At 33.6% G+C, this 14,905-nt stretch carries 9 protein-coding genes and 1 pseudogene; 7 read left to right on the forward strand and 3 right to left on the reverse strand.

Going from position 1 to position 14,905, the window contains the following annotated elements:
* Positions 1 to 155: 155 nt before the first annotated feature.
* Together Q8X41_RS20490 and Q8X41_RS20495 are read right to left on the reverse strand one after the other, a co-directional pair.
* A protein-coding gene (locus tag Q8X41_RS20490) for an IS3 family transposase (RefSeq protein ID WP_397538100.1) occupies positions 156 to 1,510 on the reverse strand; the annotation gives its coding sequence in 2 pieces (ribosomal slippage) (positions 156 to 1,057 and positions 1,057 to 1,510; 1,356 coding nt in all).
* Between the two features lie 768 nt (positions 1,511 to 2,278).
* Entirely contained in the window at positions 2,279 to 5,059 is a 2,781-nt protein-coding gene (locus Q8X41_RS20495; protein ID WP_397538101.1) for an EAL domain-containing protein, read from the reverse strand.
* Between the two features lie 592 nt (positions 5,060 to 5,651).
* Here Q8X41_RS20495 and Q8X41_RS20500 point away from each other — a divergent pair.
* From Q8X41_RS20500 to Q8X41_RS20525, 6 genes and pseudogenes are all read left to right on the forward strand, one after another.
* On the forward strand, positions 5,652 to 6,266 hold the full coding sequence (locus Q8X41_RS20500; protein WP_397538102.1) for a hypothetical protein: 615 nt from the start codon (positions 5,652 to 5,654) through the stop codon (positions 6,264 to 6,266).
* A 413-nt stretch (positions 6,267 to 6,679) separates the two neighbouring features.
* Positions 6,680 to 7,999 carry a right-handed parallel beta-helix repeat-containing protein gene (locus Q8X41_RS20505; RefSeq protein ID WP_397538103.1) on the forward strand — a complete coding sequence of 440 codons (1,320 nt, stop codon included), beginning with the start codon at positions 6,680 to 6,682 and terminating at the stop codon, positions 7,997 to 7,999.
* Positions 8,000 to 8,771: 772 nt separating this feature from the next.
* A complete protein-coding gene (locus Q8X41_RS20510) occupies positions 8,772 to 9,260 on the forward strand; it encodes a hypothetical protein (RefSeq protein ID WP_397538104.1) in 489 nt (162 codons plus the stop codon).
* A 272-nt stretch (positions 9,261 to 9,532) separates the two neighbouring features.
* Positions 9,533 to 9,874 carry a zinc ribbon domain-containing protein YjdM gene (locus tag Q8X41_RS20515; protein WP_397538105.1) on the forward strand — a complete coding sequence of 114 codons (342 nt, stop codon included), beginning with the start codon at positions 9,533 to 9,535 and terminating at the stop codon, positions 9,872 to 9,874.
* Positions 9,875 to 10,236: 362 nt separating this feature from the next.
* Positions 10,237 to 11,600, forward strand: a protein-coding gene (locus tag Q8X41_RS20520) for an IS3 family transposase (protein WP_397538106.1) whose coding sequence is annotated in 2 segments (ribosomal slippage) — positions 10,237 to 10,711 and positions 10,711 to 11,600 — 1,365 coding nt in all. Because the reading frame shifts where the segments join, the coding sequence is not laid out codon by codon here.
* A gap of 767 nt (positions 11,601 to 12,367) precedes the next feature.
* Positions 12,368 to 12,784 (forward strand): annotated as a pseudogene (locus Q8X41_RS20525) (cupin domain-containing protein); the annotation flags it as partial.
* Between the two features lie 175 nt (positions 12,785 to 12,959).
* Here Q8X41_RS20525 and pssA read toward each other — a convergent pair.
* Complete coding sequence (gene pssA, locus Q8X41_RS20530) at positions 12,960 to 13,451, reverse strand: CDP-diacylglycerol--serine O-phosphatidyltransferase (RefSeq protein WP_397538107.1); 492 nt, start codon at positions 13,449 to 13,451, stop codon at positions 12,960 to 12,962.
* Positions 13,452 to 14,205: 754 nt separating this feature from the next.
* Here pssA and Q8X41_RS20535 point away from each other — a divergent pair.
* Positions 14,206 to 14,766, forward strand: a complete 561-nt coding sequence (locus Q8X41_RS20535; protein WP_397538108.1) for an NUDIX hydrolase — start codon at positions 14,206 to 14,208, stop codon at positions 14,764 to 14,766.
* The last annotated feature ends 139 nt before the right edge of the window (positions 14,767 to 14,905 follow it).

Genomic DNA, 14,905 nt, shown 5'->3' on the forward strand with positions numbered 1-14,905 from the left:
AAAGTAAGATTATAGAAGAATATTCTTCCTATTTTATCCTAAACAACACGCTTGTATTTAATAGAAGTTAGTATTCGCAGGAAAAGTATATTAGAAAACCTCACCAGCAAAAGTAGATATGAAGTGACCCCTAAAAGTTAGACACAATTATTTCATTAGGCAGCTTGGGTAAAATGAGTTCGGTATTGCACCGGACTCATTTTTAATTTTGCCTTGATCCGTTTCGTATTATAGTAATTAATATATTTTTCTAATTCTATTTTAAAATGCTCTATACTTTCAAATTCCCTCATATAAAGAAATTCAGATTTCATAATTCCAAAGAAATTCTCCATGACAGAGTTATCGTAACAGTTTCCTTTACGAGACATGCTTTGGACAATCCCTTTTGATTCAAGGGTATGGCGATATTGCTTCATTTGATAATGCCAACCTTGATCCGAATGCATCAGTAGTTGATGCGCTTCAGGTAGGCGCTCTAAAGCCTTTTCTAACATCTCCGAAACAAGCGAATACGTTGGGCGAGAACCAATTGTATACGTAATGATTTCACCGTTAAATAAGTCTAAAACAGGTGATAAGTACAGCTTTTCTCCAAATAATTTAAACTCTGTAATATCCGTAACCCATTTTCCGTTTGGTGCTTCTGCTTTAAATTGGCGGTCTAAATGATTCGGTGCGATTTTACCGACTGTTCCTTTATAGGATTTATATTTTTTCATACGTACAAGGCATTTTAAACCAAGCCCTTTCATTATGCGTTGAACTTTTTTATGATTTACTTTCTGCCCATGATTCGCTAGCTCGTCACGAATACGGCGATAGCCATAACGCCCTTCATGTTCTTCATAAATCGCCTTTATTTTCGCTTTTAAATCGGCATCTGGATCTGGTTGATTCATACGTCTTACTAAATCATAGTAAGTACTTCGTGGAATGCCAGCGAGTTTTACAAGTGCTTTCACCGGATATTTATGCCTTAACTCATAGACTACTTGTGCTTTGTCCTGTTTGGTGATATTTCCTTGTCTTGAACTAAGGCATTCAACTTTTTTAAATACTCGTTTTCCATTTCAAGTTGTTTGATTCGTTCTTCAAGTGCTTCGACAGACCCTGAAGCCGGTACTTGTTTTGTTTGTTTCCATACTTCTTTTTTCATCGTTGGACGCCCCTTTTTCTTTGACTGAAGAGCATCTATACCATGTGTTTCAAGTTGTTTTTTCCAAACAGTAATAGTGGAAGGGGCAGATATATTAAAAATAGCTGCCGTTTCGTTTAAAGATGTGCCGTTTTCAGTCATAAAATTTAGTACATCTAGTTTAAACTCTTGTGTGTAAGTTGTACATCGTTTAATAAAAGCGTCTACCCCATTATGTTCAAATTGTTTCACCCATTTAAGGATTGCTTTATTATCAGTCCCCAAAGACTTAGCAATTTCATGAGAACTTTCATTTCCACTTAAGTAACGCTCAACAGCTTGTAATTTATCTTCAGCAGTATATTTGACCATAAAAAAACTGCACCTCCAATTGTTAGATGGTGTCTAACAATTGGGGCGCAGTTCAATATTGGTGAGGTTTTCTAATGTTTAATTTTGTAGCTAGTACCTTTGCAATCTTACTCAAAGCTTGCAAAGAGCCATATAGAGAAGGGGAATCTTGAGTAACTTTCATGATTTATTTATATCTGAATCAATTTTATAATGCAAAGATTTAATAAAGTACACGAACATTAAGTGGGCCATCGTTATATGCCATTTCAATTAGAACATTGTCTATGAAGCGGAGGATGACGAATCCTCGAAAATGCATTCGTATTTACTTCGTGCGGTGTTAATTCAGTGAGGGCTTATTCTAATCCTACGGGAAAAGCTTAAATGCAGGGAAATATTAATAATAAAATTTTGTGATGCAATTTTTAATGAAGTGGAATCAGCGAAAATTCTTATTGCTCAAGGAGCAAGAAGAATTTTCTGCGACGAGTAATCGCAGGAGCAATCTTTACCTGCGGGAAAGCGAGCCAGAGAGACCCCGGAGCGAGATTTTCTCTGCGACGAAGCTCGTCGGTTCGCCCGCGGAAAGCGAAGCTGATTCCACTTCACTTAAAGCAGATTTGTACTATAAAAGTTAGGGGTAAAATCGTTTTTCAGTGCCCTAAACGTAATGACGAGGAGATTGAAGCCAAGCCCGCGGAAAGCGTCCGTCTGTAGTGTAATGAAGAGCTAATCGTTTGTTCTAAATCAGGCAAATAATATTCGTATTTTTTATCTAGAAATAAATTATATTTTAATCAATTTAGAATTATCCGAAAAATATTTTCCCACAAAATCCTCCGCAGCCAATGGTTTACTGAAAAAATACCCTTGCATCAAATAACAGTTATGAGAAGATAAAAATTCTGCTTGTTCTTTTGTTTCGACACCTTCAGCAATCACGTTAAGCTTTAAATTTCGAGCTAAGGTAATGATGGTATTTGTAATTGCAGCTTCATCCCTTATCATGTCTTGAACAAAGCATTTATCAATTTTCAAAGTAGAGATGGGCAATTTTTTTAGATATCCTAAAGATGAATAGCCAGTGCCAAAATCATCAATCGCTAAGTTAATACCTAAACTATTTAATTGTTTCATTGTTTTTAAGGTTAACTCTGTATTTTTAACAATCAGATTTTCTGTTAGCTCTAGATGTAAATACTCAGGAGAAAGTCCCACCTTGTCTAATACGTTTTTAACGATAGAAAATAGATTGTTTTGTTCAAACTGACGTACTGATAAGTTTACGGACATACTTTTTAATGGAAAACCTTGATTATGCCATGCTTTTATCTGTTTGCAAGCTTCTGTAAGAACCCATTCACCAATCGGGACGATTAAACCTGTTTCTTCCGCAATCGGAATAAACTTATCTGGTGGTATTATTCCATGTTCTGGATGATTCCATCTTACTAAAGCTTCAACGCCCTCAAGCTGATCTGTTATATAGTTGATTTGAGGCTGATAAAAGAGAACAAGTTCATCTTGTTGTAAAGCTTTGTAAAGATCATTTTCTAATTTAATATTTTCAAAGGTTTTTATATCCATGGCTTTACTAAAGAAGTGATAACTAGTCCCTGTTGTTTCTTTTGATTTGTACATAGCTGTGTCGGCATTTTTGATTAAAATTTCAGTCGTTTCGCCATGATCAGGGTATAGACTGATTCCAATACTCGTCTTTATATATATTTCATTGTTTAGTAAATTAAAGGGCTTAGCAAAAGTAGCTATGATCCGATTAACAACTTGTAAGACATCGTTTTCATTTTGGATATGGGGTAAACAGATAGCAAATTCGTCTCCACCTTGACGTGATAATGTTGCTGAGTTCGGTACGCATTCTCGAAGACGACTAGCGACTTCACTTAGTAATAGGTCTCCAAAACTATGACCAAGTGAATCATTTATATATTTAAAACGATCTAAATCAAGATACAAAACGGCTACTTTTTCCGCATTCTCTTGTGCATACAGTATTCCTTGAGTTAATCTTTCTGTTAATAGAATTCTGTTAGGTAAATCTGTTAAGCTATCAAAATGTGCCTGGTACGTGATCTCTTTTTCCAATTGCTTTCTTCGCGTGATATCTTTAAATGTAACAACTTCACCTATAATTTCACCTTTTTCCTTGATTAAAGAGACAACATATTCAACAGGAAAGCTGGAATTGTCTGTTCTAAAAAATTTCCCTTCTTTCATACAACTATTCGGGTTAAGCTTTAAAATATTTTTGGGTCTTTCTGATTGATCTCCAAGAATAGTGCTTACAGATTTTCCGATTAATTCGCTTTCTGTTTCGTAACCTAACATATGTGCTCCTGCTGGATTGCAGAATGTAATCTTTCGATTAAGGTCTAATCCAAAGATTCCTTCTCCTGCAGAGTTGAGTAGTAATTCTTTCTCTCGACTTAGTTGTTGTAATTCTGCTACAACACTTTCAAGTTCTTGATTTTTCACGATTATTTTCGATGTACTTTCCTCGATAATGACTGCTTGCTTCTCCATATATAGAAGATTTGATAAAGTGGATGCTGTCGCATTGATAATGGACTGGGCTAGTTGAAATTCCGTTTCTGTATAATAAATTTCTTCTTCTTCAAGAATGCCAACACATATTTGTCCTAAATTCACACCCATTGAGTTTAAAGGGAGCATTAGTAGACTCTTCATACCAAATTCACGACAAGCATCGTGATTAGGTCTTTCATCTTTATAGACATCAGGTATGAAAATGGCTTTTTTTGTTTTAAATACTTCTTGCATTACAGCATCGTTGCTTAGGTCAACATTTGCCTTTTTATGTATAGTGAGCCATTCTTCTTCTGTCCAGTCACCTTCTTTACTTATGGTTGCTGGCTTAAATCTCTTTCTAGACACCGGATCAAATAAATGAATACCGATATTATTTGTATTTAAAACTTGAACAAGATAGAAAAAACATTTATCAAGACTCTCTTGCATGGTTGAACACATTGCTAAATCACTTGTTGCATCAAGCAATAACTGCTTTTCTTTAATAAGATGTTCTTTATAAGTTAAATTGTTTGCATTTTGAATAGCAACCGCAGCCATATTCACATATGCCTCAATCGTTTGAATTTCTGTTTCAGACAAGCACATAGGTATTCCATTATCGAATAAATAGACAAGACCGAATAACTCTTCTTCAAAAGCGATAGGTAGAACTAATAATGATTGAATCTGAAATTCTTCCAAAGCTCGTGGGTCAGGGCGATGATCCTTTGATGTATCCGGAATATAGATTGTTTTCTTTGTTTCAATGACTTCTTTTACGAGCAAATCACTATCAGGGATAATTATTTGCAGACCTAACTTATTTCCAATTCTTTCATACCCCTTAAATGAACCATCTTGTTGTGGTAAATAGATGCAGACAGAATGACATTGAACAATTTCTTCAGATATAGCGGCTGTTACTTGGTTTAGCACTTCACGTAAATCGAGCTTCGTGTTGATCATTTTCGTAATATTTGCAAGACGAGAATATCTTGTGTGTTCTCTCAACATAAAAGTACTCATTCCTTTTTTAGAAATATATAGTAATATTATACCTCGAAATCCATCAAATAAAATGAAAAAAAGTCTTTTGTCCAATAAAATATTTAGTAAAAATAGAGTAGTTAAATGGTAAAAATAACTTTTAAGTTATAACTAAATTCACATATTAATCATATTTAAAATCCAATATTTTATATAGAATATACGAATATTAATGATATCCAATTTTATTCATTGTGGAGCGAAAGAAGGCGACTCCTACGGGAAAAGCTTGAGCTGAAAGCCCCGCAGGAACGTAGTGACGAGGAGATTGAAGCCAAGCCCGTGGAAAGCGCCTTCTATAGCGGAACATCCATATCTAAATATTGAAAAGTCAATCTGTTAAAATGGAATAGCTTAAAATATGAAAATTGAACGATAGACAATGAAAAATATATTTTTTGATGAAACAAAACCAAGAACATCGATTTATATAAAAAATAAGTAATTGAGTAATTTATACTTATTTTATTTGAGAAGGTAGAAATTAGATTTTTTGTGATAAAATAGACAAATGTTTATCAAAATAGGATTTTATCAGAAAAATAGGAGTGATTTAAACATGTTTAAACAAAGGAAAAATTTATTCAAAAAAAGTATGCTAATTTCTACGATTGTGGCAGGTAGTCTTTTATTTGGCACAACATGGGCTGGAGCAAAAACCTTGAATGCAACAGCTGTATCTACAAGTACAAAAACTGTAGCGACTACTATTTCGAAAAAAGGAGTACTAACACTTCCTAAAAATTTTAAAATGAGTACAGTGAAAAACGAATTAAAACCGGAAGCTGCAAAACTGATTAAAATTTACGGTGGTTCTCTTAAAGATGGGAAGACAACAGCTTTTAATTCATATGTTGACAAACACGTAGCAGCACATACAAATACAAACTATTTACTTGGACATCAATATTCAAAAGATAATTACAAACAAAGAGTAAAAGCAAACAGAAAAGCAAATTCTAAAAGTTCTTTATCAAGTTACTCGAAAGCTGTTATGCAAGTAACTACTTCTAAAGTGACAATTAATGACACATATAAAGGAGATGGATGGGCTAATTTTTCATATAATTTCCGACCAAAAAACTATAGTCCAATGAATACTGTCACAGTTTACCTTAAATTTAATCAATTAAAAAATGGGAAATATGTGTTAGAGGATATTCATTATTATTAATATGAGCTATCAATGCTTAAATAATGAAACTATGATATTTGACAACTGGGTACAATAAAGCAATTCAAAAAACGCAACTGATGATTTATCAGCTGCGTTTTTTTATTCATGATAAATATGTCATGAAATTCTATCTTTTAAATGCATGAAAGCTTTATATCCTGAGATTGAAAGGTGAAGGAATTAGAGTTTTTGCGGTTTATGAGTACCTGGGCTAATTCTGAAATCTCATTAATTGTAAGATATTTGATCAAATATTGGATGAATTTACGCATCTATGTATTTTATAGAGAACATAATGAAAATGTAAGTTATACTAAAAAAATCGTAGGAATGCAATAATTGTAGCAATTAAATCCATGGAATTTGGGTTTACTATGCATTAAAATTAGGTAGAAAGGCAGGGATTCATTTTGACTAATTTAATAGTAGGAAGTTGTAAGAAAAGAAATATTAAACGTTGGAAGCAATCTACTTTGTCGATTGTGATACTCGCAGCAGTATTGTTATTAGTTATGGGAATAGCTTCAACAGCAGAGGCAAAGACAAAGGCAAAGGCAAAGGCAAAGGCTCAACCAAAGCCAACCTATACAGTAACGACAAAAACGAAAACATTAGATTCCAAAATGACGAAGTTCTCTACATATAATAGCAATACGAAAACTTATTACATGTTAAGATCTTATCTTGAAAAGTTAGAAAAAACAGGCGGTGGTAAACTCATTTTAAAAAAGGGAACTTATACAGTGACGAATGCTTTATATGTACCCTCCAATGTGACCATCCAGCTTGAAGATGGTGTGACAATCTTAAAAGGTACAGATACTGGAACTGAAAAAATGATGCCATCAAACTCTATTTTACAATTTGTTCGACCATCGAAAGCTCAAAAAGAGCATGTGTATGGAAAGTTTGAAGGAGAAAAAAATATTCAACTTATTGGTAAAGGGACGGCTACAATCGATTTAAACTACGATTTGAAAACATTAGGCATTGTCATGGGGCACAACCAGAATATCACGGTTGATAATATTCAATTTAAAAATATGAATGGTGGTCACTTTATTGAATTGGATGCTTCTAATCATGTAGTCATCAAGAATTCTTCCTTTACATCTTCTCTACATATGGATGGCCATGACAAAGAAGGTATTAATCTAGATACACCAGACCTTTCGACTCAAGGATTCACACATAATTGGAGTAAGTATGATAAGCAAGCCAATAACGATGTTGTCATCACAAATAATGTATTTGATGGATTAGATCGAGCTATCGGGACACATAAGTATTCAGAAGGCAGCCTACATAAAAATGTGGTGATACGAAATAATACAATCCAAAATATGCGCTCTGATGCCATCCGCGTAATGAATTGGTCTAATCCGATTATCGAAAACAATACAATTACGAATATTGGAGATAAAAGCAATCTATACGATACAACCCGTGGTATCTTGCTAAGTGGCGTAAGTAATCCAACCATTCAAAAGAACACCTTTATCGCAGTACCAAGAGCAATGCAATTTATGGTTTGGAAAAATACAGAGACAGGTAGCGAATACAAACCAATTTATAATACGTTAAGTGAAGAAAATAAAAAAACGTTACAAAATAACATCATAACGAGTGAGACAGAAAATTATATTCGGATTAATAACAAGGAGTATGGAGATTATACTTATCCGGAGAAAATTTATCTTCCTGTAAATACTACTGAATTGCAACAATAAAGAGGCTTTCCGCGGGCGGGCGCCAATCCGCTTCACTACGCTCCTGCAGGGTTCTTGGACTGTTCCTTTTCTCCTCAGGAGTCTTCCAATATTCTCCAGTATGATTATTAAATAAGATGATATTATGATCATTAAACACTATCATTTCCCATTCCTTAGATTCTTGTATAATTGTTGTTTCATCAGCTAGATGATGTTGATTATACGCAATTTCTAATATGACTGGTATGATAACTTTTTAATAATTAAATAAATATTATTGAATGTTTAAACTCAATTGTTTAGTTTTTTCCTTCTTTTAATAATTGAAAAAATAATAAATGCTACCAATAGAATAATTATAATAATTGCTCCTACTAAAAACTGAGTATCATAAATGAAAAACCATGAATCTTTAGATTCGATCATTATAACACTTCCTTGTATTAATTTGTTTTTTCACTAAGATACTGAGAAATCAGGGAGTACTTGTGTTTTGCCACCATCAGTAATACCAGACACTGCAATAAGTTTTACTCCTATGGTTTTGTGTTTAGCTTGATATGAAGTAAGTTTAGTTGCTCCCAATAACTACGTTAGTTCCTACCTCTTAAAATTTTATATATATATTTTTACATTAATATACATAAAGGTAAACATTTTGTTTTTTAATCCAAATAATTTTTTAGTTAAGGAAGATCGCTTATAAACAAGCGAACTTATTTTTTTGAAGGAGGTTAGGAAAATTATGTTAAAATAGTGGAAGAGAGATAATGCAAAGGATGGGGGAAATTTGAAGAAGAAACTTTGGATTTTAGTTCTAATTTTAGCGATAATAATAGGTGGTATTTATTTCTTAGTGAAATTAAATCCACCCTTAGAGATAGGTACAATTACTTCAACTGAAGATAATGAATCAGTTGTTGTTGGAATTGGTAATAAAGGCTTTCAAGAAGTGAAAATATTAGATGTTTCAGTGAATAATAATGATATTCCTTCAAAAACAAAAATCCAAGTTAGTAATGCGTTAAAAGGTTTTATCATAACGGATAATTATAACAACGAGGAGGCAAGAAAATATGGATTTGCGAATATAGAAGATGTAGCTATCAAAGTAGGCACTGCTCCTTCTTCTAACTTTGAAAAATTAGATAACAGAACTGCTTCTAAAAATGATGGAATTTATGGAATAAGTGTAACTCATAACAAGGAAATAAATAAGGTTCATATAAAATATAGTTATCTTGGGATTTCATTTAAAAAAACTGTGATACTTAACTAATGGGACTTTAGTTAAATTAGCTTAGAAATTAATTCGTCAAAAAAACGCTCAGATTTTGAGCGTTTTTATATTTGCCATTTATATTACCAATTTAATCTCGAAATAACTGCTAATTAACGCGTTATTCATCTATTAGTATTTTCCCCCCTATTAACCGAACCCATTATTTAGTGGAATTTATATCTTTTTTATGACGTTTGTAGAAATAGATTGTAGAATTGAGCATTTTATGGCAAGCTAGAGGGGAAAAAGAATCAATTGGAGGAAAGAAGATGGAACAAATTCCAAATTGTCCACAATGCCAATCGTCATATACTTATGAAGATGGAGCATTATTCGTTTGTCCGGAATGCGCACACGAATGGACAGCACATGAGCAACAAGAAGCAGAAGAGGCGAGCATTATTCGCGATAGCGTAGGAAATCCTTTAACAGAAGGGGACACCGTAACCGTTGTGAAAGATTTAAACGTCAAAGGTGCAACTTCGAATATTAAAGTAGGGACGAAAGTAAAAAATATCCGTTTTGTTGATGTAGATGGACACGATTTAGAAGGAAAAGCTGATGGATTTGGCGCCCTTTATATTAAGTCAATTTATGTGAAAAAACTGTAATTTTACTATAAAAAAGTTTATATGTCTTCAGAAAGAATGGCATGAATATATGGCTTACAACATCAAGAGCGGCATCAGTATATTCAGTTAAGCCCAGATAAAAATGAGGCAGTAAAATGTATAAATTGTTTGATGTGTATCTATTATTTTTAATTATATTAAATATTATATATTTATATATTATTTATTCTAAAAAAATTAAATTTAGAAAAAGGTATATGATAATATATCTTGTTTTAATGTTATTTAATGTTTGGATACTCATTTTACAAATGACTTAATAATAAAGCTCCATACCTTATAAGAAGGTATGAACTGCCCCGTAAATGTTAGACACTAACTAACATTTACGGGGTGTTTTTATGACTAAATTTACAATGGAGACAAAATTAGACGCAGTGAAACGTTATTTAAATGGAACTGAAAGTTATAAAAAGATTGCAGAAAGTATTGGTTCAACCAAATCTCAAGTTATCAACTGGGTAAAATTATTTGAGGCCCAAGGAATGAATGGTTTTGAAAAAGACTATACAGCTTACTCTGTTCAGTTTAAACTAGACGTACTTAATTTTATGAACGAAACAGGCGCTTCTCTTCGAGAAACAGCGAGTAATTTTAATATTTCTTCTCCAAGTACAGTTTATAAATGGGAATGGTTATTAAAAACACAGGGGCTGGATGCGCTAGAACCAAAGAAAAAGGGGCGCCCTCCAATGAAAAAAGAATCGAATAAGATGCAATCAAAAGTTGTAGTATCAGATGAAGGCTCGCTAGAGGCTTTACAAGCAAAGATAAAGCGTTTAGAAATGGAGAACGCCTACTTAAAAAAGTTAAATACTTTAGTTCAAATGCAAGAAAAATTACAAACAAAATCAAAGCGCAAGTAATAGTTGAACTAAAGCATAAATATGACGTTGTGGAGTTGGTTAAAGTCGCTGGCATTCCCCGTAGTACGTATTATTATTGGGAAAATCGATTAGATCAAACTGATAAATACGGACAAGTAAAAGAAGCAATTAAAATGATTTACCACGAACATAAAGGTCGTTATGGTTACCGTCGTATAGCTAAAGAATTGAAGAAATATGGTTATACTCACGATCCTAAAACAATTAATAGTCTAATGAATCAGATGGGCTTAAAATGTCTTGTACGTATAAAGAAATATCGTTCTTACAAAGGGACCGTTGGTCGAATCGCACCAAATCTATTACAACGTGATTTTAAGGCAAAGAAAATGAATGAAAAATGGGTAACAGACGTTACGGAATTTCATCTATTCGGAGAGAAACGTTATTTATCACCTGTGTTAGATTTGTGTAATGGTGAAATCATTGCGTATAAAGTGATGAGCCGTCCTGTTTATCGACTTGTTGGAGAGATGTTAGATCAAGCTATTAATCGTCTTCAACCAGGAGATCAAGTAATTCTACATTCCGATCAAGGATGGCATTACCAAATGAAGAAGTATCAGAAGACCCTACAAGAACACCACATTACGCAGAGTATGTCCCGTAAGGGCAACTGTTTAGATAACGCCGTCATTGAAAATTTCTTTGGCTTGTTAAAATCTGAACTTCTTTATCTTCAGGATTTTGAGAGTATGGAACATTTTGAACAAGAACTACATGATTATATCGAGTATTATAATCACAAACGAATGAAGGCAAAATTAATAGACCTAAGTCCAGTAGAATACCGAACTCAGGTCTTAGAAGCTGCCTAAACTATTTGTCTAACTTTATTGGGTCAGTTCAGTATGGGGCTTTTGTTATTAAGTCAGTAGGGTTTTTCGCTTTTCTATGTGTGATTTCGCGATGACCTTTTTAGTACTCACGAGTTGTAGCTTTTGAATTAATTTTGATAATTAATAAAAAAGTCTGAACGTTTATAATAAAGATTGATAATTTGTAATAAAGTTTGATTAAAATCCTGATGTGATGATAATTCTAATTCCTTCTATAGTTTCGATTAGTTTAAGGTTTGAATTTAAGATGTACCGAGTCCCCATTATAAGCATATCGAATCCCTTGCCATAAGACTCAAAGAATAGTAAATCTTGATTACCATCAGGATAATTTTTAAAAGGTAGCTGATCTATTATTTCCTCAAAGTAATGAAGTGACCAGATTCCATTCTAGATAGTTTGGGTTTGATAGTTAAAATTTTATATAAATTGATTAAGCTGTAACTAACAGTAGTAGTCAAAACAATAGGGTATAAAATATAAAAAAAGGGAGAATTTATTAACATAAAGGAGGGGAAATAATGAACAATAATTTAACTGAACTAGAAGTAGAACACTTACGAAGCTAATCGTTGGACATAGAAACGTAACAAAAAAATTGGAACATATGCAGTGAGTTGTACGGATTCTGAGTTGAAAGCAATTTTTGAAAGATATGCCCAAGCAGCAAAACAAGCCGAACAAGAATTAATGATATATCTAAATTAAGGAGAATCAGCATGTTTCAAGATAAAGAAATGGTCACTGATAATGGAGCTAACCCATTCGTCATTAATATTAACGAAGCGTCAAAGCAAAACAATATGTATCGTACTACTTTATGGACAGGAAAGCATTTACAGCTAACATTAATGAGTATAAATCCCGGAGAAGATATTGGACTAGAAATACATTCTGATGTCGATCAATTCTTACGTATAGAGCAGGGTCAAGGGGTAGCTCAAATGGGCAAGAGTAAAGATAATTTAACCTTTAAAAGAAATGTCCAAGATGATTTTGCCATTTTTATCCCTGCTGGAACATGGCATAACGTAACAAATACAGGAAGTATTCCGCTAAAACTTTATTCAATCTATACTCCGCCTAACCATCCGTTTGGAACTGTTCACCCTACTAAAGCTGCAGCAATGGCTGAAGAAAAGGGGGAAAATAACAATAATTGAAATATTGTTATTTCTGGCAAGACTCCAGATGAATGGGTGCGGTACACGGAATTCTTGGTAGCAATCGGGCACTTTCCTGTAGTAAGGAAAGTGTCCTTTTTCGTGTATTTGAAAGGTTCCTATGAAAACTATTCCCTTTTCGAAAAGGTTACGTTTTTTACAATGGCCAATAAAATTAAAGTTTTTTAATCCTAATTGGACTTACCATTAAGAGTGCGAGAATTAAGGTAATCCATGCATTGCTATATGAAAACATTCCCATTCCAACCAATGTTAGTCCAGCAGCTGGAATAGGTAATCCATTAAAATACCCAATCGTTGGTTTAACACTAAACTTAGCTAATCTTAATGCTCCCATCGTAGGGAAAAGGATAAATGCTAAAGAAGTTAAAATTGAAGGTGTTGCAATAGAATGAAATAGTAGTGCAGGAGCAACTCCGAAACTAACAATATCAGCTAAGGAATCCAATTCTACGCCAAGTTCACTATTCACTTTTAATTTCCTCGCAATCCTTCCGTCAAGAAAATCTAAAATAGCCGAAAGGAAAATAAAAATGGAGGCTACTTCTAAAAAGCCACTCATAATAAAGGTAATTGAAATAACACCGCATAATAAATTTCCAATCGTAAATAAATTGGGTAAAGTTTTTACTATCTGATTGAACAAGGTAGCCCTCCTGAAGATTACAGATTGTCCCTATTTAAGTAGTATTTTCTGTATATTCTTCCGTTATTATTAAAAAGCCATGATATAGAATGAATAAATTTTTGTTCTCCTTGCAATTAATCGGCGTGCTCATGCTTATAGGTATAGTTGAAACTAACATGGAGCGAAAACGAAAAGAAGGAATGACTGTTAGAGAAGCTGTGTTGAATGGTAGTCTTTCAAGGATTCGACCAATCTTAATTAATGACAGCAGCAGCAACAATTCTTACTTAAAAAAGGTTGGAAATTGAAATTGATAAAATAGCCCCGCTTAAACCACTTTTTAAAAAAGGCCGAGCCTCTGAGTAATATCATTATTAAGTTGGATTGAAAAATGAAAGCATCATCCTTCTATTAGAATAAGGGTAAGGCTGAACTACCAAAAAGGATTAATCTCTCATAAGTGCTACCCATTTAGGGCACGTCAGTCTGTGATGCATCGAGAAGTTGGAGTCAGACTAACGGACGGGCTCTATGGCACCATACATAGTGAATCGACCTTCTTCGCCAGCCATAGAAACAGTATAGACATGGGTATCCATTTTCATTCTTTGTGGTGAAGTGCACTTGTTCTCATATCAATGTTAATAAACGTTAATTAAATCAATCTTTATTACAAATCTACACGAGTCTCTGCAAGATGATTTTGACCAATTATTATTCAAAAGCTACAATTAAAATGATAATAAAGAATTACTAACGGGGGCCGAGACATTTGAATTTAAGAAATCAACTAGTTGCTTATCAACCTTACAATGAGCAAGAAGCAAAAGAACGGGACGTTATGGTGCAGTATATCGATACATTTTCCAATATTTTAACGAGAGAAAATGAATTTGCCCATTTCACTGCTTCTGCTTGGATTGTGAATCACAATCACACAAAAGTTTTGATGGCATATCATAATATTTATCAATCTTGGTCTTGGATAGGGGGGCATGCAGATGGGGATTCCGATCTTTTGCACGTTGCCTTAAAGGAAACGGGGGAAGAAACGGGTTTAACGAATATCAAACCTTTATCTGAAGAAATCTACTCGATGGAAATTCTCGGAGTAGACGGTCATGTGAAAAAGGGCAAGCAAGTTGCTACACATGTACATCTTAACGTGACCTATCTGATCGAGGCAGATGAAAACGAACTAACGAAAATCAAACCCGATGAAAATAGCGCCATTCAATGGATGACGTTAGATGAAGCAGTTGAAAAATGCAGCGAACCATACATGAAAATCATCTACCAAAAATTGAATGATAAATTGAGAGTGTTTGCATAGGGGAACGAATATAGGTTGGGGCTAAGATGGGTATTAATTTAATCAAGTAGATCAAATTTAAAAGACCGCCCGATGATAATCATCGACGGTCTTTTTTGTGTATTTTGTTGCTCATAGATTGTATTTAAGCAAGTGGATC

The sequence above is a fragment of the Rummeliibacillus pycnus genome (assembly GCF_044359855.1).
GTDB lineage: Bacteria > Bacillota > Bacilli > Bacillales_A > Planococcaceae > Rummeliibacillus > Rummeliibacillus pycnus_A.